This window comes from Caballeronia sp. NCF2, from assembly GCF_023631205.1.
Lineage (GTDB): Bacteria > Pseudomonadota > Gammaproteobacteria > Burkholderiales > Burkholderiaceae > Caballeronia > Caballeronia zhejiangensis.
The window spans coordinates 225,890-246,193 of the sequence record NZ_JALQDN010000001.1 but is presented as its reverse complement, the minus strand read 5'-3'; the positions used below and the strand labels follow the sequence as shown (position 1 = coordinate 246,193).

Here is a 20,304-nt window from a genome sequence, read left to right as displayed (position 1 = left end):
CGGGCGCGGATCAGGCGGCGATCCGCCCCGCTTCGCGGTCCGCGCCCGCCTTGCGCGTCTTGCCCGCGCGCGATGGCGGCTGGCAGAGGCCGCACACGTAACCGGCGCGCAGTTCGTATGCATGTGCGACGAAACGTCCGCGGCAGCGCGTGCAGACGTTGGTCTGGAGCATGCCGGATTCGAAGTAGCGCACGAGCGTCCACGCGCGCGTGAGCGACAGCACGGGTTCGTCGCCGTACAGCGCCGCGTGTTCGAGATAGAGGCGGTAGCTTTTCACGATCGCGTGAATCGTCGGCTGGCTCTTGTCGTTGGCCGCCATGAAGCGATAAATGCCGTTAAACAGCGACGAATGGATGTTCGGCTGCCACGTCATGAACCAGTCCGTCGAGAACGGCAGCATGCCCTTGGGCGGCGACACGCCTTTCAGTTCCTTATAGAGCTTGATGAGACGGTCGCGCGACAGGCTCGTTTCCGCTTCGAGCAGTTGCAGGCGCGCGCCGAGCTCGATCAGCTCGATCGCCAAAGTGATTTCGCGGACCTCCGCGACCACGCTTTTCGTCGCCATCGGGCTTCGCGCGCGGCGTCAGCCGATCTGCTCGACGGGACTGTCCGCCAGCACAATCGCCGCGTGGGCGTGCGCGAGCGCCGCGCTGCGGTCCTTGTCGGCGAGCGAAGAAAGGATCGCGTGGTCATCGAAACGAAAGCGGCACAGCAAATGGCTCGACGACGCCACTTTCACTGCCTGCGCGAGCGTCAGCGAAGCCAGAACTTGCGCAACCTGCTCCGAAAGGCCCAGGCGATACATCGCCGAGATGCGGTCTTCCTGAAGAAGCCGCTGAGCGAGGAGTAAGTACGACAGGTTCACCTCGCGGATTTCCGCGAGCGTACTCGTAGTGCTGGTCGTCATCTTTTTCCCCGAATCGAAACGTGGCTGGTCAGGCCCGGCGGGAACGTTTGCTCGAATTCGCAAAGAAACGCGAATGCGGCCCCGCGCGTGTTGTCTGTTGTCGATTCGATTGTCGCCGATGCCCGCCGCCGCGCCTGTCGGATAAAGCATCCGACGCTGCGACGGAGTTTCGCGAAGAATCGTGTAGGAAAATTTCTTACAAGCCGGCCGCTTCGATGCCGCTCGGCAGACATGCGTTATCGGCACGTATTCGTCTGGCTTAATAGCCGCGCCCCGTATTTTTACGACGGGCGCGCGCTGTCGCGCCTTTCAGGCCGCAGGAACGCGAATTGCTCATTCACGCCGCCCGGCGCGTCCGACGCTTCAAATCCGCCCTCATCGCCGCCATCGATGCAATTTCTGACTTCGTAACAGCACATGTATCGCGCTGTAACAACGATAAGCGATTGAAAAATGAAGTGAAATGCCGGTCTCGATCCCGATAATGATCGGTAAGGGATAACCCGGTCGCGATGTTTTTTCATCTCCGGGCCTGTCTCGGGCGGCGTCCAACCACACGCGGCCCGCCCGAATGGCATGCGTTGAGCGCTCGACCGGAGCGTGACTGCAATGCCTTACCTACATGGAGAGTCACGTTATGCGAATCGCACAAATTGCACCGTTGCACGAAGCAGTTCCTCCGAAGTTTTACGGCGGCACTGAGCGCGTCGTGTCTTATCTGACGGATGCGCTCGTCGAACTCGGCCACGATGTAACGTTGTTTGCCAGCGGCGATTCGCAAACCAAGGCGACGCTCGAACCCGTGTGGCCGCGTGCGTTGCGTCTCGATCCGACCGTGCGCGACGCGCTCGCGCCGCACATGCTGCTGCTCGAAACCGTCCGCCAGCGCGCGCACGAGTTCGACGTGCTGCACTTCCACCTCGATTACATGCCGTTCCCGCTGTTCACGCAGATGGACACGCCGTTCGTGACGACGCTGCACGGCCGGCTCGATCTGCCGGAACTGCAGCCGATCTTCAACACGTTCACGAAGGCGAACGTCATTTCGATCTCGGACAATCAGCGCGGGCCGCTGCCGCAGGCGAACTGGCTGAACACCGTTTATCACGGTCTGCCGAGCCAGTTGCTGACGCCGCAGCCCCACAAGAAGCCGGAATATCTGGCGTTCCTGGGCCGCATCTGCCCGGAAAAGCGCGCCGATCTCGCAATCAAGATCGCGGCCCAGAGCGGTCTGCCGCTGAAGATCGCCGCCAAGGTGGACAAGGTCGACCAGGAATACTTCAAGTCGACGATCGAACCGCTGCTTTCGCAGGCGCACGTCGAGTTCATCGGCGAGATCAATGAAGCGCAGAAGCCGGAATTTCTGTCGGGCGCGAAGGCGCTGCTCTTTCCGATCGATTGGAACGAGCCGTTCGGCCTCGTGATGATCGAGGCGATGGCCTGCGGCACGCCGGTGATCGCGTTCAATCGCGGTTCGGTGCCGGAAGTCATCGACCACGGCGTGACGGGCTTCATCTGCGAGGACGTGCAAGGCGCGGTCGGCGCGCTGCAACGTCTCGACGAGCTGTCGCGCACGGAAATCCGCGCGCAGTTCGAGCGCCGCTTCAGCGCGCAGACGATGGCGCAGAACTACGTCGAAAGCTACACGGCGATGCTTCAGGCGGCGAAGCGCCCGGTGTTGCGTCAGGTCGCGGTGGGCTGATTGCCTTCCTGACCAGATTTGCTGGAACTGCCGCCCGCTTGCCGGGCGGCACTTTTTTTGCGCGCTTGTTAAGACATTCGCTAAGGAATGATCCGAAGTTTCGGTGCAATGCCCGTGAATTGAGAGCCGATCGACCATTTTTGACAGTTCGCCAAAGACACCGCGCTTAAACTGCGCTGCGCAAAAGCGCGTCACGCGTTCTTGTTTGAAATCAACGGCTTTTCATCTTTTTCACGAAGGCAGAATCATGCATTTGTCGAAGCGTCTCGGCGCTGAAATTTTCGGTACTTTCTGGCTCGTGCTGGGCGGCTGCGGAAGCGCCGTGCTCGCCGCGGCCTTTCCTGAACTCGGCATCGGATTCGCCGGCGTTTCGCTGGCATTCGGTCTCACCGTCCTGACGATGGCCTACGCCATCGGCCACGTCTCGGGCTGCCACCTGAACCCGGCCGTGAGCATCGGGCTCGCGACGGCGGGCCGCTTTCCGGTGCGCGATCTCGTGCCGTACATCGCGGCGCAAGTGATCGGCGCGACGCTCGGCGCGTGGGTAATCTATCTGATCGCCACGGGCAATCCGAGCTTCGACTTCGCGTCGAGCGCATTCGCCGCGAACGGTTTCGGCGAGCACTCGCCGGGGCATTTCTCGATGGCCGCCGCGCTCATCGCCGAAATCGCGATGACGTTCTTCTTCCTCTTCGTGATCCTCGGCGCCACCGACGAGCGCGCGCCGAAAGGCTTCGCGCCGCTTGCCATCGGCCTGTGCCTGACGCTCATCCATCTGATCTCGATTCCGGTCACGAATACGTCGGTGAATCCGGCGCGCTCGTCGAGCCAGGCGTTCTTCGTCGGCGGCTGGGCGCTCGATCAGCTGTGGCTGTTCTGGATTGCGCCGATCGTCGGCGCGATTCTCGCGGGCGTGCTTTATCCGTTGCTGACGCGTCAGAAGTAAGTCACGGCGGCAGCAAACGGCGGCAAGCAAAACGGGCGCGAAATGCGCCCGTTTTTGTTTTTGCGCCACAGCGCGCATACGAAAGATTAAACGCGCGCGACAAATGTAATGCCGAATTACGCAGCCTGCTTATGAATTTCCGTCACGCGATGCCAAGGATCATTTCGCGCGCCGCCGAAGGCTTGAAGGATAAGGCTTCCAGCGATGTCGACGGCGCCGCCGCGCTTGCGAACTCCCTTACGCCGTCCTTGCACACGGTAACAAGTCCTCGAAGCATGTAAGACGGCGGGCGCTTAAATTGGACCCATGCGACACACGTCGCCTTAAAGGAGAAACACAATGAAGCGCATCGTCACCCACATGCTTGTCGCGACTGGTCTTGCTATCGGTGCTGTCGGCGCGGCTCAGGCTCACAGCGATCTGCACATCGGCGTCTCGCTCGGCGCGCCGGCTTATGTGGCGCCGGCTCCGGTGTACGTGCGTCCGGCGGTTCCGGCGTATCGCGCGCCGTACTATCGCCACGAAGCGCCGCGCTGGTATGGCCGCGATCATCGCGACTATGGCCGATACGACCGCGCGGGCTGGAACCACGGCGGCTACGGCAACAACTGGGGCCATCGCGGATAAGCGGGACCGACCGCGGATCGAGGTCCGCGGCCCGCCGTGACGGATATCAGTCGGGCGTCTGTCCCGGCGACGCGAGTTCGTCGCGAATGTCGAACAGCTTGCGCAGCTGATGCGCGACGCCCGCCTCGAAGTTGTACCCAATACGCGGCACGTTCGGCAGGCGCTTGATCAGATCGGGGTTCGCGTTGTTCATCATGAACGGATGCCCGGCGGTTTCGAGCAGATCGATATCGTTCATGTTGTCGCCGAACGCGACGCATTGCGCGGTATCGACATCGAGCCGCTCCAGCACGAAACGCAGCGCGCGCCCTTTCGATACGTCCGACGTCATCACTTCCAGACAGTCCGGCAGCGAATACGTGACGTAGAGCGAATCGCCGAACTCCCGTTCGAGGTTCGCGGCGGTCACCTTCAGATCGGCCGGATCGCCGATATACAGCACTTTCGCGATGTTCTCGCCATCATGCTCGCGCAGATCCATCACTTCGTACTTGAAGCCGGAATCCTGGTGGAAGACCAGCAACTCGGGCGCGTGACGGTCGATGAGCCAGGCGTCGTCGGCAAAAAGATTGACGATGACGCGCTCGCTGCCCGCGATCTCGGGCTGCACGAGACGGCGCACGGCGGCGGGCTCGAGGTCGCGCGAATAAATGCGCTCGTCGGCCGGCGTATGCACGCGCGCGCCGTTGGACGTGATGAGATACGCGTCGACGCCGAGCACATCGCGAATGCCGGCGACGTCGCGATAATGCCGGCCCGTCGCGATGACGATAGGCACGCCGCGCGCCGCGAGCGCGCGCACGGTTTCGGCGGTGAAGGGATCGAGCTGGTGGTCGCTGTTGAGAAGCGTACCGTCGAGATCAGTAGCGATAACCGAATACATGACTGCCTTTGTGGTGCCGCGAAGGTCGGTATTTTATCGCGCCGCACCGTCCGCAGCCGCGAAAGCGGACGCCGCGCGTCGCGCCAGTTCGAGCGCGCCCGCTGCGGAATCGGCGCGTGGCGCACGCATGCGTTCGCGCAACATGGCCGGCACGAATGGCTCGTAAGGCGCGGCCAGCCCGCCGCACAGCGCGACGGGCAGCACGCCGGCGGAATCGAGCGCCGCGACGAATTTCGCGATTTCCTGCCCCGCCTGATCCAGCAGACGCGCGGCCTCGGGATGGTCGCGGAACTCGAACACGGTGGGCGCAAGCGTCGCATAAGCGGTTTGATTCGCGGCGCACAGCCAGACGACGAGACTGTCGCGATCCGTCGCGCCAGTGTGGGCGAGCATTGCGCGCGACCAGCCATCTGCGGGCGCGCGGCCGTCGAGCACGCGCTGCAGATGCACCACCGCGCGCAGGCCGAGCCACGCGCCGCTGGCTTCATCGCCGCTCGGAAAGCCGTAGCCGCCCGCGATTCGGCAAACGCCCGATTCGTCCAGCGACGCCGCGATGCTGCCCGTGCCGAGCGCGACGATCACGCCGGATTCCCCGCCGTGCGCGCCGAGCACGGTCGTATAGGCGTCGCTTTCCACGCTCAACGCGCGCACGTCCGGCGCCGCGCCGAGAAACGCGGTGAGCCAGTCCGCGTTGTTGACGCCCGCCAGGCCACAGCCGAGTGCGCAGTTGCGCCAGTCGAACGGCAGCGCGGCGGCCTCGAATGCGCGCGCGCACGCGTCGCCGATCGATTGCCACGCGCGCGCCACCCCGAGCCCGAGCCCCGAAGGTCCGCCGCTCGCGCGCGCCAGTTCGTTGCCGTGCGCGTCGGCGAGAATCACGCGCGTGCCGCTCCCGCCGCCGTCGATGCCGAGCAGGAAGCCGTCAAATGCCGAAGTCGAAGATGTAGTCATGGGCCCAAGCTTACCGGCGGCCGCGACGCGCGCCAATTGGCCGAATGGCATAGATGGCGCGATACGGGCGATCCGTTATGCTGACGCGATTCAAAATAATGATGAGGACTCGCAATGGCAGACGCCGAACACACCCGCTGCGCCTGGGCCACGACCGACGCGATGATCGAATATCACGACGGCGAATGGGGCGTGCCGTCGCACGACGACCGGCATCTGTTCGAAATGCTGGTGCTGGAAGGCGCGCAGGCGGGCCTTTCCTGGTCGACGATCCTCAACAAGCGCGAGGGCTATCGCGCGCTCTTCGCGGGCTTCGACATCGACAAGGTGGCGCGCTTCACCGAGAAGGACGTCGAGCGGATCGTGCAGGACGCGCGCATCGTGCGTAACCGGGCGAAGATCGGATCGGCGGTGCTCAATGCACGCGCCGTGAAGCAGATCCAGCAGGAGCACGGCTCGTTCGCGGATTTCGTCTGGTCGTTCGTCGACGGCAAAACGATCGACACGCCGCGCGATGCGAAAAATCCCACGCCCGCGTCCACGCCGGAATCGGACGCGCTCAGCAAGGCGCTCAAGAAATACGGCTGCAAGTTCGTCGGCACGACGATTTGCTACGCGTTCATGCAGGCCACCGGCATGGTCAACGATCACGCCGTGGGTTGCATGTCGCGAGAAAAACCTAAGACAAAACGGAAGACCGTTGCAAAAACCCCGCTTTGATCGATTCCTATGCGGAAAAATTTTGCCTTTTGACAACATCGTGTAGCGTAATTTACGCGATCTAGGGTAAATCCTTATAGATGACGGTTTTTTTGCAGTGAAGCACGGGCAATTGCCCGAACTGCAAGGCTTTTGGCCGGGTTTTCCGCACTGCACGAACGTACGAGCCGTGTAAAAATGGCTTCCTCGCGTGCGCTGGCGCACCTTTTTACCGTTCCGAACCGTTATAACTGACGGTGTACGGATCGTCACTGAGTGTAGAAATCCGACGCGAGCACACAGGGCGCAGTCAGACCACACGCCCAGGCCGGGAAAACCGCCGTGCTCGGAGCAGAGGCCGGGCGGCGAGCGTCGATTCTGTTGCGCCATATTTGCAACGACGCTGCCGCTTTCGGTAAGCAGGTGCAGGTTCTCGAATACTTAAACGTATGGCCGCTGCGCAGGGGCGCAGGGGAGAAGATCATGAAAAGCTTGAACTTCCTGACGCATCAGGAGATTTTCAACAGCGCAGTCCAGCATCTTTTCGGACAAGGGCAAGCGGCTTTGCTGCCGCGGGGCGGCGGCGCCTATCGCGGATACTGCGGCGGCTGCCCTGTCGGGAGCTTCATCAAGCCGCGCGACTATGTCACCGCGATGGAAGGCGTGCCCATTCGCTTCATCGCGAAGCCGCCCGAGCAGCTGCCGGCGTACATGGATGTCGGCGTCGTGGCGCTGAAGCGGGCGCTGCTCCGTTCGCGCATCAACGTGTTCGATCCCAACACCGTCGAGCTGCTGTCGTGCCTGCAGAACGTGCATGACGTCTTCGGCAAATGGGAATGGCGCGAGCGTTTGACGTCGATCGCGCGTCAGTTCGGGTTGTCAGCCGAACTTCTTAAAACGGCCGCGTGATATTGCAGGTGCTGTGATGTTGAGCCCTATTACGATGTTGAGCCCGAAGGACATTTACGAGCGCGTCAGCGAGCACTTGCTGACGCAGCGCGCGGTCTCGGAAGACGACAACGGTTCGTGCAGGCTTCGCAGTCCGGAAGGCCGCAAGTGCGCGATCGGGTCGCTCGTGCGCGACGATGTGTACGAGCCGGAGCTGGAAGGCGTCGGCATTTCCTACTATCGGCATGCGCGGGACGGCGGTCTGCTGCGGGCGCTCTACGCATCGAACGTGAATGCCTACGATCCGAACATCATCGATCTGCTGATCGAGCTGGAGGAAGTTCACGACTACGCCGAAATCGAAGAGTGGCCGGCGTTGCTCGCGGCGCTTGGCAGGCGTCACGCGTTCGTCTGAACGCCCTCGCTAAAAAAGGCAATAGAAACGAAAACGGCGGTGCGCCCTTACGGGTCGCACCGCCGTTTTGCCGTTCGGCGCGAGGATCCGAAAACCCTCGCCCGAACAAGACGCTTAGTGCATCTTCTTCGGCAGCATCTGGCTGCGCAGGCGCTTGCGCAGGCGCGCGACAGCGGCGGCCTTCTTGCGCTTGCGCTCGGTGGTCGGCTTTTCGTACGACTGGCGCTCGCGCAGTTCGGCGATCAGGCCATTGCGCTCGATGGTGCGGCGGAAACGCCGAATCGCGACATCGAACGGCTCGTTTTCTTTGAGGACGATAGTGGTCATGTAAATCCTGGTTTGCTAAACGTATTTTCAAGCGCGCGACGACTGCGAGTTGCCGCGCCCCGGCACTCCGATCGTCCGCCGGACGTGAGAACGGCGCGACGGACACGAGCAAAGCGGCCACGGAGGCCGGAAAAGAGAGCGTTGAGATTCAGCCGCGGAAGCGGCAGGCGCTTTCGAAAGAACCACACGAAGGCGCGTTTCAGAGCCGTTCGCCGCTGTTGGTTGACGTTGTCATTTTCAGCGGCGAAGGCAGGAAATCGGGCACATTTCTCGATTCGGGCGCGATGTTACCAGAACACCGCGCCATTGCCAACTCCCGCGCGCCGGCCAACTCATTGATGCAACAGAACTATTTCTGCCACGCGCTGGCTTCGTCGAGCAGATGGATATCGTCGGCTGCGAGTTGCAGGCGCGTCGCGGCGGCCAAGCTCTCCAGTTGCGCGACCGACGTGGCGCTGGCGATCGGCGCCGTCACGCTCGGGCGCGCGATCATCCACGCGAGCGCGACCGTCGCGGGCGCCGTGTCGTTGCGTTTCGCGACTTCGTCGAGCGCGTCGAGAATCTCGAGGCCGCGCGGCGTCAGATACTTTTCGACGCGCGAGCCGCGCGCCTTGTGCTGCGTGTCCGCCTTCGACCGATATTTGCCCGACAGAAAGCCGCTCGCGAGCGCGTAATACGGCACGACGGCGATCTTGTGCTGTTCTGCCACCGGTTCGAGACCGGTCTCGTAGCCCCCGCGGTCGTAGAGGTTGTATTCGGGTTGCAGAATCTGATACGCCGGCAAGCCCGAATCCTTCGCGACTTTCAACGCCTCTTCTAGCCGCTCGCCCGTGTAGTTCGACGCGCCGATCACCCGCACCTTCCCCGCCTTGATGAGCGTCTGATACGCGTCGAGGGTTTCGTCGAGCGGCGTGGTTTCGTCGTCGTAATGGGAGAAATAGACGTCGATGTAATCGGTCTTGAGACGCCGCAGCGAATCGTCGACGGCCGCCGCGATGTTCGCCGCCGAGAGCCCGGCGCGCGTGGACAGCTTGCCGACTTTCGTCGCGAGCACGACCTGGTGGCGCTTGCCGCTTTCCCTGAACCACTTGCCGATGATCGTCTCCGATTCGCCGCCCTGATGCCCGTCGACCCAGGCGGAATAGACGTCGGCCGTATCGATGAAATTCAGGCCGTGGTCGACGAACGCGTCGAGGATCGAGAACGACGTGCGCTCGTTGGCAGTCCAGCCGAACACGTTGCCGCCGAAGACGAGCGGCGCAACTTTCAGTTCCGATGTGCCGATATTGCGTGTCTGCATGTGCGCTCCGAATGCGTCTAGAGGGACCAAAAAGCATACGCGCGAAATCGGCGCCTTGCCGGGCAAGGCTTCGCGGCCTCGCAACAGAATTCGTTACACAAATCGTTTGCGCGGGCCTTAAGTTTTTTTCGAGGGGCCCGATAACCACAAGTAGGCGGCCGGCTATCACCGAGCGCAGGACCGCCAGGCAACTTACTCGGTGCTTTAGCCAAAGCCAGATACAGTCTCCCAGGAGAGAACAAAATGATCGGTATCAACAGCAACATCAACTCGCTGGTTGCACAGCAGAACCTCAACGGCACGCAAAGCGCGCTGTCTTCGGCGATCACCCGCCTCTCGTCGGGCAAGCGCATCAACAGCGCTGCTGACGACGCAGCAGGTCTCGCGATCTCGAACCGGATGCAAACGCAGATCAACGGCCTGAACCAGGGCGTTTCGAATGCGAACGACGGTGTGTCGATTGCCCAGACGGCTTCGAGCGCGCTTTCGTCGATGACCTCCAGCCTGCAGCGTATCCGTACGCTGGCCGTGCAAGCCGCTAGCGGCTCGCTCTCGTCGAGCGACCAGGCTTCGTTGCAGAAGGAAGTTTCGCAGCAGATCGCCGAAGTGAACCGTATCGCTTCGCAAACGACGTACAACGGCCGCAACATTCTTGACGGTTCGGCTGGCAGCCTGAGCTTCCAGGTCGGCGCGAACGTCGGTCAGACGATCAATCTGGACCTGAGCCAAGACATGGGCGCGAACTCGCTCGGCGGCGGCATGGTGCAGAAGGGCAACACGCTCGGCACGTTCTCGAACCTGTCGCTGTCGTCGAGCGGCGCCTACGCCTCTTCCGGCGCGACGATCACCTCGATCAACGTGCTGTCGGACGGCAAGGGCGGCTTCTCGTTCACCGACCAGAACAACGTCGCGCTGAGCTCGACGGCCGTCACGGCCATCTTCGGCTCGGGCACCGCAGGCACGGGCACGGCTGCAGCACCGCACGAAAACACGCTGACGTTCAGCACGAGCATTGCCGGTTCGATGGGCGCATCCGTGAGCTCCGCGATCACCACCCTCAACGCGTCGATCAACAAGATCAACAAGCCGGACACGGTCGCGAACCTCGACATCAGCACCACGACGGGCGCCAACGTCGCGCTGGTCTCGATCGACAACGCACTGCAGACGCTGAACAACGTGCAGGCAACGCTGGGTGCAGCCCAGAACCGTCTGAGCGCAATCGCTTCGTCGCAGCAAGCCGAATCGACCGACCTGTCGTCGGCTCAGTCGCAGATCACCGACGCGAACTTCGCGCAGGAAACGGCGAACCTCAGCAAGGCTCAAGTGCTGCAACAGGCTGGTATCTCGGTGCTCGCGCAAGCGAACTCCCTGCCGCAGCAAGTTCTGAAGCTCCTCGGCTAAGCGGTACGCCAAGGTAGCACCCGACGCCGGATCTTCATCCCGAAGATCCGGCGTCGGGCCGTCCCGGCGACGAAACCACGTTTCGATCTCTTGCGTGTGCGCCCGCGTTCACGAGCGCACACGCAAGAGTTTGTTTCCCGCAACGAGCAGTTGACTGCGATCACGCGCAATCAGGCGACAGCGCGATACACGGAGTTACCCGATGTCCACGATCAGTACGGCCACCACGGCGGCGACCGCCGCGCAGACCCAGGCGTCCGCGAACGCGGCGCTTGCCGAAGCAGCGCAATCCATCATCAGCGGCGCGACGGGCAACTCGTCGATGGACGTCAACGCGCTCGTTACCGCGATGGTCAACGCGAAAACGGCCGGCCAGAGCGCATCGCTCGCCGCCGCGCAATCGAACGACAACACGAAGCTCTCGGCGATCGGCACGCTGTCGTCGGCGCTCTCGACGCTGCAAACCACGATGACGAGCCTGACCGACGGCTCGCTGATGTCGACCTTCACGACCAACGTGACGGGCACCGGCATCACCGCATCGGGCGCCGCCGGCGCCGTGGCGGGCAGCTACGACGTGACGGTCTCGCAGATAGCGAAGGCGCAATCGCTGACGTCGACCGGCTTCGCGACGGACGAAAAGCTCGGCACCGGCACGATGCAGATCAGCGTCGGCTCCAAGTCGATGTCGCTCAACATCACGAGCAGCAACAACACGCTTTCGGGCATCGCCGCCGCGATCAACAACGCGTCCGGCAATCCGGGCGTGAGCGCGACGATCGTGACCGGCACGGACGGCCAGCATCTGGTGCTCAACTCCACGACGACGGGCGCGTCGAACGTCATCTCGACCACGATCACCGGCGCGGCCAGCGGCAGCGACCTGAACAAGCTCGGGGTCTCGTCGACGGCCGGCGCAAACGGCGCGGCGTCCACGATTTCCGACGATTCCGTCACCAACGGCTGGTCGCAAAGCGCGACCGCGCAGGACGCGATGTACAAGGTCGGCGGCGTCGCGGGCACGAGTTCGAGCAACACGGTCACGAGCGCGATCAAGGGCGTGACGCTGAACCTGACGGCGGCGGCGGTGACGACCCCGGCGAGCACGCAGACGGTCACGATCTCGCAGGACACGTCGTCGATTTCGAGCGCGATTTCGAACTTCGTCAGCCTCTACAACACGGTCGTCTCGACGATCAACTCTTATACGTCGTTCAACAGCAGCGCGTCCGCGGGCTCGCAGGGCGGCGTGCTGCTCGGCAACTCGGCGGTCAACACGATCAAGAATCAGCTTTCGGCGATCATCGGCAGCGCGGTCGGCAAGGGCAGCGGCTCGATCTCGCTGGCGTCGCTCGGCATCAGCCAGGTTTCGTCGCTCGATGCGACCGCGGAGCAGCCGGCCGGCACGCTGACCATCGACAGCGACAAGCTCACCGACGCGCTGACGAACAACGCAACCGGCGTGTCGCAGCTTTTCAACGCGATCAACGGCGTCGGGGCGCAGCTGACCGACAAGATTTCGAGCTATCTCAGCACGGGCGGCCTGCTCACGTCCGAGACGGATTCGATCAACAAGGATCTCGCCAACATCTCGACGCAGCAGACGACGCTGACCAACTACGCCGCGCAGCTCACGTCGGACTACAACGCGCAGTTCACGGCGCTCAATACGCTGATGGCGAGCATGAACCAGAACACGCAATATCTGACGGCGCTCTTCGGCGGCACGAACAGCGCGGGCGCGATGGCGACCAACAAGTCCTAAAAGCGGAGAACCGGCACGATGAACCAGGACGCTCTCGTCGAACAACTGTTCGCACTGACGAAAGACATGGAAACGGCGGCCACGCTCGCGGACTGGCCGCGCGCAGCGGAGCTCGATGCCGCGCGCACGCCGCTTTTGCAGGCGCTGACGCGCGAGCAGAGCCCGCAGGCGCTCGCGAAAATCCGCGAAATCCAGGGTATCGACGCTGCCGTGCTCGCGGACGCGAGCGCGACCCGCACCGGTCTCGCCGCCGAATATCACGCGGCGATGAAGCGCGTGAACGCCGTCAACCGCTACCAGCAAGGCGCGCGGTTCTAGAAACACCGCGCTTTCGCTTCAGTTTTCCCCCGATGCCCGCTTCACGCGGGCATTTTTTCGCCCGCTGGCGATCCCCCGAATTACGGCGGCTTTCCCGCTCATCTCCGCGCTTCGGTTTGGCGGCCTCGCTTGGATAATCAGTTCAATCGCAAGGAGCACGCCGAAGATCATGAGCATTTCCCTACAGGTTCCGGACGCCACGACGCTGACGCCGGAGCAACAGTTCGAGCAGGACATCGCGACCGTCATGCAGTCGGCGCTGGAGAATCATCACGCCGGAAATCATGCCGACGCCGAAGCGCTCTATCGCGCGATTCTCGATCACAAGCCGGATCACGCGGACGTGCTGTACAACCTCGCGGTTCTCTTTATCCAGACGCAACGTCCGGACGACGCGGTGCCGCTGTTCGAATCCGTGCTCGGCCTGCGTCCGGACAACGGCCAGTACTGGGTCTCGTACATCGACGCGCTCGCGCGCACCAATCAGACGCAGGCTGCCTGGTTCGCGGTTGAAATGGCGCAGCAGCGCGGCGCGCGCGGTCCGGCGATGGACGGCCTGATCGAGCGCCTGTCGCACCCGAATGGCTACGCGGCGGCCGTGCTCGCCGAGGCCTCGCAGCTCGCGCGCCTCGCGCCGAAGACCGTCGATGGCAGCGCGGACGACGCGTCGCAATCGACCGCCGGCAAGCGCGGCAATCCCACGCCGCAGGACCTGAACCAGTTCGCGTCGCTCTACAACAAGGGCCGCCACGAGGAAGCGATCAAGCTGGCGCGCGTGCTCGTCGAACGTTATCCGCATCACGTCGGCGCGCAGCGTTCGCTCGGCCTGGCGCTGTACTCGCACGGCCGCTTCGTCGAAGCCATCGAGCCGCTCGGCCGCACGGTCGAGCTGGAGCCCGCGGACCAGCATTCGCGCATGCTGTTCGCGAGCGCGCTGCAGGTTCATGGCGACAACGTCGGCGCCGAGCGGCAGTGCCGTCTGGTGATCGCGCGCGACCCGAATCACGCGGAAGCGCATCGCGTGCTCGGCGTGTCGCTGTCGGCGATGCGCCGTCACGCCGAAGCCATCGAAGCCTGCGAACGGGCGATCGAGCTCGCGCCGAAAAACGGCGACATGCACGGCGCGCTCGGCGTCGTGCTGATGGACGACGGTCAGATCGCGCGCGCCGAAGGCACCTTCCGCAAGGCGCTCGAGTGCAACCCGATCGACTTCATTTCGCACAGCAATCTGCTGTTCTGCCTCACGCACCGTACCGATCTGACGCCCGTCGCGCTCTTCGACGAACATCGCGAATTCGACCGCCGTCACGGCGATCCGGCGCGCCGCCTGTGGCGCGCGCACGAGAACGCGAAGGATCCGCACAAGACGCTGCGCGTCGGTCTCGTGTCCGGCGACTTGTTCCGCCACGCCGTCGCATCGTTTCTGGAACCCGTGCTCGCATTGCTCGCGAAGGATCCGGGCATCGAGATTCACGTCTACAGCACCCATGCGCGCGAGGATTCGACGACGCAGCGCCTGCGCGGCCACGCGCCACGCTGGAACGTCGTCTCGGGCTTGCCGGACGATGCGTTCGTCGAGAAAGTGCGCGCCGACGGCATCGATATCCTGATCGACCTGTCGGGCCATACCGGCCGCAACCGCCTGCGCGCCTTCGCACGCAAGCCCGCGCCGGTCCAGGCGTCGTGGATCGGCTATCCGCAGACGACCGGCGTCAGCGCCATCGACTATTACTTCGCGAACCGCACGCCGCATTTCTCGCCGATCGACGACCAGTTCGTCGAAAAGATCGCGTACCTGCCGGCGGCGGCGCCGTTCCTGCCCGATGCGAATTCGCCGCCGGTCAATCTGCTGCCCGCGCTCCACAAGGGCTACGTCACGTTCGGCAGCTTCAACCGCGTGTCGAAGCTGCGCCGCGAAGTGATCGCGCTGTGGGCGCGCGTGCTGCACGCCGTGCCGGATTCGAAGATGCTGATGGGCGCGATGCCCGACGACAGCGCCGTCGCCGAACTGGGCAAGTGGTTCGCCGAAGAAGGCATCGCCGCGGACCGGCTTTCGCTGCTCAAGCGCTCGAACGTGTCGGTGTATCTGCAGCAGCATCATCAGGTCGATCTGTGTCTCGACACCTTCCCGTATGCGGGCGGCACGACGACGCTGCACGCGCTCTGGATGGGCGTGCCGACGCTGACGCTGCTCGGCGACACGATGCCCGGCCGCGCGGGCGGCACGTTGATGAGCCAGGTCGGACTCGAATCGTTCATCGCACGCGACGCGGATGAATTCGTCGCGAAGGGCGTCGCGTACGCAAGCGATCTGAATGCGCTCGCGGCCCTGCGCACCGGCATGCGCGAGCGCTGCTCGGAATCGGCGCGCTTCCGTCCGGACGTGATCGCCGCGAGCATGAGCCACGCGCTTCGTCACATGTGGCAGCGCTGGTGCGCCGGCCTGCCCGCCGAATCTTTCGATACCGAACTCCTCGCCGCCGCGCCCGCCGCAGCGAATTCAGCAGCCACCACGCAAGGTTGATCATGAGCGCCATTCCTCTCTTTCGCGAGCAGCCCGCCATCGACGAGCGTATCTTCGTCACGCAGCCGCATCTGCCGCCGCTCGACGAATTCGTTCCGTATCTCGAGAAGATCTGGGAAAACAAGACGCTGACCAACGGCGGCCCGTTTCATCAGCAGCTCGAACAGGCGCTGTGCGAATACCTCGGCGTGCAGCACCTCGCGCTGTTCTCGAACGGCACGATGGGTCTCGTCACCGCGCTGCAGGCGCTGCGCATCACGGGCGAAGTGATCACCACGCCGTATTCGTTCGTCGCGACCGCGCATTCGCTGCTGTGGAACGGCATCAAGCCGGTGTTCGTCGACGTGGACCCGGTCACGCTGAATCTGGATCCGCGTCAGATCGAAGCCGCCATCACGCCGCAGACCACCGCGATCATGCCGGTGCACTGCTACGGCCAGCCGTGCGACGTCGAAGCGATCCAGGCGATCGCCGACAACTACAACTTGAAGGTGATCTACGACGCCGCGCACGCGTTCGGCGTGCGCAACGAGGCGGGCAGCATCCTCACGCACGGCGACCTGTCGGTGCTGAGCTTCCACGCGACGAAAGTCTTCAACACGTTCGAGGGCGGCGCGATCGTCTGCCCGGACGCGAAGGTGAAGCAGCGCATCGACCATCTGAAGAACTTCGGCTTCGTCAACGAGACGACCGTGGTCGCGGCCGGCATCAACGGCAAGATGAGCGAAATCAATGCGGCATTCGGCCTGTTGCAGCTTCAGCACATCGATCGCGCGCTCGCGCGCCGTCAGGAGATCGACGCGCTGTATCGCACCCTGCTCGCCGACGTCGACGGCATCGTGCCACTGCCCGGTCTCGCGGGCGGCGCGACGAACCACTCGTATTTCCCGGTGCTCGTGCAAAGCGACTACAAGCTGACGCGCGACGAGCTGTATCAGCGTCTGCGCGATCACGAGATTTTCGGCCGCCGCTATTTTTATCCGCTGATTTCGGATTTCCCGATGTATCGCGGCCTGCCCTCCGCGCAGCCGAGCCGACTGCCGAACGCGCAGGAAGCATCGCGCAAGGTGCTGTGCCTGCCGATCTATCCGGCGCTCGCGGACCGCGACGTCGAGCGCGTCGTGGACGTGATCCGCGCGGCCAACGTCTAAGGCCCAGCAGCCCGGCGCACGCAGGATCGACCCATGCACGTGTTTCTTCTCTTCAGCGGCACCAACGATCGCGCCGTCGTCGCGCTGCTGCGCGCGATCGGCAAGCTCGGGCAACAGGCGGCGGTGATCGCGCGTTCGGCCGCCGATCCGGTTCTGTCGAGCGCGTATCGCGATCTCGTGGTCGCCGTGCGCGAAAACGACACGCTCTCGGTCCCGCTGCTCGCCGGTTATATCGCGCAGGCGAAGGCGAAGTTCGGCGCGCGCCGCGTGACGCTCGTGCCGATCTCCGAATTCTTCAACACCTTCCTGCTGAATCACAAGGAAGCGCTGGAATCCATCGACGGCGTGCATGTGCCGCTCGTCGATCCGTCGCTGTACGCGAAGCTCACGAACAAGGCGAGCGCCACCGAGTTCTTCGCGCGCGAAGGCATCGCGCCGCCGCCCGAATACGCGGGCATCGACGATGCCGTGGTGCCTTTCGTCGCCAAGCCGAAATGCAACGTCGACGGCAAGCGCGTGCTTTATCCGGTGCTCGTGAAAAGCGACGCGGACCTCGCCGCTTTCAAGGCGAGCGAAGATCCGTCGCACTATTTCTTTCAGCACTTCGTGACGGGACGCAGCTTTTATCTGCTCGCCTATTTCGCGCGCACCGGCGAAGTCTTCTGCTCGTCGCAGGAAAACCTCGCGCAGCAGCCCGGCGGCAAGTCGATCGTGCTCGCGCGCACCGCCGATTTTCATGCGAGCGATATCGGCGTGAAGCTGCGGCAGGCGCTTTCGCAATGCGGCTATTTCGGCTTCGCGATGATCGAATGCATCGTCGGGGACGACGGCGCGTACTTCATCGAAATGAATCCCCGTCCGTGGGGACCGCTCGACCTGTGCCTGAACCACGACTGCGGCATCGTCGAAGCTTTCGTGGGCGACTGGGCGACGGAAGATGCAACCGCTTATCAAGGCCGGCGCCTTTCGCGCGCACGCCACGCCACGTATCTGTGGACGGGCGGCATCGTGAACACATGGCGCCGGCGCCGGACGACCGTGCATCGCTATGGCAGCGAAGCGCGTCTCGCGGGCGCTGCGTTGCGCGCCCTGGCCGGCGACGTCTATCTCGCAAGCGACAGCTGGCGAATCTTTTACAAGGAACTATGGAAATGACCTCTGGCGCCACCGCAGTCAAGGAGCGGCTCGCTCAACTCTACGGAGAAGTCTCCAAGCACTCGGGGTATCAGACGATCCCCGACTTCGTCGCGAGTACGCTCGGTTATCAGGAGACCATTCAGAGCCAATGGCGCGGCGACCGCAACCGCCTCGACTGGATTCTCGCGCATCGCGCGCCGCAAGCCGGCGAGCGCTGGGCCGACTTCGGCGCGAATACGGGCTTCTTCACGTACACGATCGCGCATGCGCATCCCGATGCGCGCGTGACGGCGATCGAAGCGAACGCCGAACACGCGAGGTTCCTGCGCGAACTCGGCGACGCCTTCTCGATCGGCAATGTCGACGTGCATCACGAAGCGCTGCCCTTCGATGGCCTCGACAAGCTGTCGGACATCGACGTGCTTTTGCATCTGAATGTGCTGCATCACGCGGGCGCGGATTTCGACCGCGAATATGTGACCGGCGCGCACGACTTTCCGGCGTATGCGGTCGCTTATCTGAAGAAGCTGCGTCAGGCGTCGCGCTCGCTCGTGTTCCAGCTCGGCTGCAATCTGTGGGGCGACAAGACGCATCCGCTGCAGCCGGGCGCGACCGATGCGGAGCGTCTCGCGTATGTGTCGAAGCTGCTGACGGACGCCGGCTGGCGCATTCGCGATCTCGCGTACGCGAAGAAGACGACCGACGCGCCGATCGCCTATGCCGATCTCGGCAAGGACGTCATCGAAGCGCTGAACGGCCAGCACGGACAAGCCGAACTGCGCCTCTTCGCCGACGCGCTCGCGCCGTATGCGCTGGAACAGCACATCGGCGAGTTTTATCGGCGCGCGATTTACATCGTCGATTAATTGACGGACGGCACTAAAGTTATCGGCGCACCTGCCGATAACCCCTATAAGAACAACAAGAACGACGTGCCGGTTTTCTCGGCGCGCTGCTTCGCTCTTCGATGCCCGCCTCGCGCGGGCATTCTTCTTTGTGCCGCAGCTTTGTCAGCGCCCGAGCGTCAACGCGAGATAGGCCGCGTACAGCACGCCGTTGCCGAGCAGCGCCCACAGCACGACGCCGTTCTCCTTCGCATTGAAGCGCAGCCACGCCGCCGCCGCGAGCGTGATGAGCACGCCCGTCAGCACTTCGATACGCGGCTCCCACGGCGTCAGCATGATGCCGATGGCCGGCAGCAACGTCCCTTGAAACACCATCGCGCCGGTGATGTTGCCGAACGCGAGCGTGTCCTTTCCTCGGCGCGCCCACAGAATGCTGTTCACTTTCTCGGGCAGTTCCGTCGCGATCGGAATGATGATGAGCGACAGCAGCAGCGCCGAAATTCCCAGCGCATGCGACACGCCCTCGACGCCGTGAATGAAGCCCTTCGCGCCGCCGACGAGCAGCACGATGCCGAAGAAAAACTGCAGCATGATCGTGCCGAGCGACGTTTTCAAACCGAGACGCGAAGCGAACAAGGCCTCGGGCGCTTCCGTTCCGTGTCCGCCCTCGACGAGCTTCGCCGAAGCCTTGAACGTCGAAATCACATAAACGATATAGAGCGCGACGAGCCCGACCGCGAACAACGCGCGCACTTGCCACGCGTGATGCGGCACGAACATCGCGGCGCACGCGATGAGAAACGCGACCAGAAAGAAGTTCAGATCGCGCACGAAGCCGCTGCGCTCCGGCACGATGCGCCCGCTCATGCCGCGCGACTTGAGGATCGCGAACGTCATCAGACACGTCGAAAGCGTCGCGAGCATAAGCGGCGCGCCGAGAATCGCGCCGACGCCGATCTCTTCGTTGACCGCACGGCTCGTCGTGCCGCCGAGCAGCGCGATGATCGGCACCGTCGTCTCGGGCAATGCCGTGCCGACCGCCGCGAACAGCGATCCGGTCACGCCTTCGGAAATGCCGAGCCGTTCGCCGAGATGTTCGAGCGCATTCGTGAATAGCTCCGCCGCGACCAGGATGATCGCGAGCATCAGCGCGAGTTCGAGAAAGAGCATCGTCATGCGGCACCTCGCATCGAAACATGCGACGGGTGCGCGAGCGTGCGCGGGAAACGGGGATGTTGTAGTTGTGGGGACACGATGATTCCACGGCCGGACGTCGAGCGAACCACGATGCGCCACGCGCCGTCCGGCCAGGAACGACATAGCGCATCGATGGTCTCGCCAAACCGTTCCGGTCGAACGCGCCACGGCAGCAGGGCCGAGGATGTTGACGCGTTCTCCTTCGCTCGCGAAGGAAGGCTACTCCCCAAAGAAGGCGCAAGTTTAGCCCGATGCGCCCCGTTTCGGCAACCCGCGGAATAAGCGTATGCCGATCGGATCGTTGTCGTCGACGGATGC

Annotated in this window: 20 protein-coding genes and 1 riboswitch; of the genes, 13 read left to right on the top strand and 7 right to left on the bottom strand. The window is 63.5% G+C overall.

The window, feature by feature from the left end; all coding sequences use genetic code 11:
• Nucleotides 1–10 precede the first annotated feature (10 nt).
• A complete protein-coding gene (gene flhC / locus NCS02_RS01160) occupies nt 11–565 on the bottom strand; it encodes a flagellar transcriptional regulator FlhC (RefSeq protein ID WP_250522850.1) in 555 nt (184 codons plus the stop codon).
• An 18-nt stretch (nt 566–583) separates the two neighbouring features.
• On the bottom strand, nt 584–907 hold the full coding sequence (gene flhD, locus NCS02_RS01155) for a flagellar transcriptional regulator FlhD (RefSeq protein WP_008351892.1): 324 nt from the start codon (nt 905–907) through the stop codon (nt 584–586).
• Between the two features lie 637 nt (nt 908–1,544).
• Here flhD and NCS02_RS01150 point away from each other — a divergent pair.
• The 3 genes from NCS02_RS01150 (at nt 1,545) to NCS02_RS01140 (ending at nt 4,182) form a co-directional block, all read left to right on the top strand.
• Nucleotides 1,545–2,609, top strand: a complete 1,065-nt coding sequence (locus NCS02_RS01150; protein ID WP_008351894.1) for a glycosyltransferase family 4 protein — start codon at nt 1,545–1,547, stop codon at nt 2,607–2,609.
• 247 nt (nt 2,610–2,856) lie between these two features.
• Nucleotides 2,857–3,555, top strand: a complete 699-nt coding sequence (aqpZ, locus tag NCS02_RS01145; RefSeq protein ID WP_008351895.1) for an aquaporin Z — start codon at nt 2,857–2,859, stop codon at nt 3,553–3,555.
• 339 nt (nt 3,556–3,894) lie between these two features.
• On the top strand, nt 3,895–4,182 hold the full coding sequence (locus NCS02_RS01140) for a hypothetical protein (protein WP_008351896.1): 288 nt from the start codon (nt 3,895–3,897) through the stop codon (nt 4,180–4,182).
• A 46-nt stretch (nt 4,183–4,228) separates the two neighbouring features.
• On the opposite strand, the gene NCS02_RS01135 is transcribed toward NCS02_RS01140, so the two are convergent.
• Together NCS02_RS01135 and NCS02_RS01130 are read right to left on the bottom strand one after the other, a co-directional pair.
• On the bottom strand, nt 4,229–5,065 hold the full coding sequence (locus NCS02_RS01135) for a Cof-type HAD-IIB family hydrolase (RefSeq protein WP_008351897.1): 837 nt from the start codon (nt 5,063–5,065) through the stop codon (nt 4,229–4,231).
• Between the two features lie 33 nt (nt 5,066–5,098).
• Complete coding sequence (locus NCS02_RS01130; protein WP_250522849.1) at nt 5,099–6,016, bottom strand: glucosamine kinase nucleotide-binding domain-containing protein; 918 nt, start codon at nt 6,014–6,016, stop codon at nt 5,099–5,101.
• Nucleotides 6,017–6,130: 114 nt separating this feature from the next.
• On the opposite strand from NCS02_RS01130, the gene NCS02_RS01125 reads away from it, so the two are divergent.
• From NCS02_RS01125 to NCS02_RS01115, 3 genes are all read left to right on the top strand, one after another.
• Complete coding sequence (locus NCS02_RS01125; RefSeq protein ID WP_250522848.1) at nt 6,131–6,736, top strand: DNA-3-methyladenine glycosylase I; 606 nt, start codon at nt 6,131–6,133, stop codon at nt 6,734–6,736.
• 462 nt (nt 6,737–7,198) lie between these two features.
• The gene (locus tag NCS02_RS01120; RefSeq protein ID WP_250522847.1) at nt 7,199–7,624 is read left to right on the top strand and encodes a hypothetical protein; all 426 of its coding nucleotides are present in this window, start codon (nt 7,199–7,201) and stop codon (nt 7,622–7,624) included.
• Nucleotides 7,625–7,640: 16 nt separating this feature from the next.
• A complete protein-coding gene (locus NCS02_RS01115; RefSeq protein WP_239294315.1) occupies nt 7,641–8,018 on the top strand; it encodes a hypothetical protein in 378 nt (125 codons plus the stop codon).
• A gap of 114 nt (nt 8,019–8,132) precedes the next feature.
• Here the strand turns inward: NCS02_RS01115 and rpsU are convergent, their stop codons facing one another.
• Both rpsU and NCS02_RS01105 read right to left on the bottom strand, forming a co-directional pair.
• A complete protein-coding gene (gene rpsU, locus NCS02_RS01110; RefSeq protein ID WP_008351904.1) occupies nt 8,133–8,345 on the bottom strand; it encodes a 30S ribosomal protein S21 in 213 nt (70 codons plus the stop codon).
• Between the two features lie 349 nt (nt 8,346–8,694).
• Entirely contained in the window at nt 8,695–9,645 is a 951-nt protein-coding gene (locus NCS02_RS01105; protein WP_250522846.1) for an aldo/keto reductase, read from the bottom strand.
• Nucleotides 9,646–9,888: 243 nt separating this feature from the next.
• Between NCS02_RS01105 and NCS02_RS01100 the strand changes: the two genes are divergently transcribed.
• The 7 genes from NCS02_RS01100 (at nt 9,889) to NCS02_RS01070 (ending at nt 18,810) form a co-directional block, all read left to right on the top strand.
• Nucleotides 9,889–11,049 (top strand): flagellin, encoded by a 1,161-nt coding sequence (locus tag NCS02_RS01100; protein ID WP_250433509.1) that lies wholly within the window; start codon nt 9,889–9,891, stop codon nt 11,047–11,049.
• Between the two features lie 202 nt (nt 11,050–11,251).
• Nucleotides 11,252–12,814 (top strand): flagellar filament capping protein FliD, encoded by a 1,563-nt coding sequence (gene fliD / locus NCS02_RS01095; protein WP_250522845.1) that lies wholly within the window; start codon nt 11,252–11,254, stop codon nt 12,812–12,814.
• Nucleotides 12,815–12,832: 18 nt separating this feature from the next.
• Nucleotides 12,833–13,132 (top strand): flagellar protein FliT, encoded by a 300-nt coding sequence (locus NCS02_RS01090; protein WP_250433483.1) that lies wholly within the window; start codon nt 12,833–12,835, stop codon nt 13,130–13,132.
• A gap of 169 nt (nt 13,133–13,301) precedes the next feature.
• The gene (locus tag NCS02_RS01085) at nt 13,302–15,656 is read left to right on the top strand and encodes a tetratricopeptide repeat protein (RefSeq protein ID WP_250522844.1); all 2,355 of its coding nucleotides are present in this window, start codon (nt 13,302–13,304) and stop codon (nt 15,654–15,656) included.
• Between the two features lie 2 nt (nt 15,657–15,658).
• Nucleotides 15,659–16,807, top strand: a complete 1,149-nt coding sequence (gene vioA, locus NCS02_RS01080; RefSeq protein ID WP_250433479.1) for a dTDP-4-amino-4,6-dideoxy-D-glucose aminotransferase VioA — start codon at nt 15,659–15,661, stop codon at nt 16,805–16,807.
• 33 nt (nt 16,808–16,840) lie between these two features.
• The gene (locus tag NCS02_RS01075) at nt 16,841–17,962 is read left to right on the top strand and encodes an ATP-grasp domain-containing protein (protein ID WP_250433467.1); all 1,122 of its coding nucleotides are present in this window, start codon (nt 16,841–16,843) and stop codon (nt 17,960–17,962) included.
• Nucleotides 17,959–18,810 (top strand): class I SAM-dependent methyltransferase, encoded by an 852-nt coding sequence (locus tag NCS02_RS01070; protein ID WP_250433464.1) that lies wholly within the window; start codon nt 17,959–17,961, stop codon nt 18,808–18,810. Before NCS02_RS01075 ends, NCS02_RS01070 begins: the two co-directional genes overlap by 4 nt.
• Nucleotides 18,811–18,954: 144 nt before the next feature.
• Here NCS02_RS01070 and NCS02_RS01065 read toward each other — a convergent pair whose 3' ends face one another.
• Complete coding sequence (locus NCS02_RS01065; RefSeq protein WP_034470401.1) at nt 18,955–19,965, bottom strand: sodium:calcium antiporter; 1,011 nt, start codon at nt 19,963–19,965, stop codon at nt 18,955–18,957.
• Between the two features lie 88 nt (nt 19,966–20,053).
• Nucleotides 20,054–20,229: riboswitch (yybP-ykoY riboswitch) on the bottom strand.
• Nucleotides 20,230–20,304 lie beyond the last annotated feature (75 nt).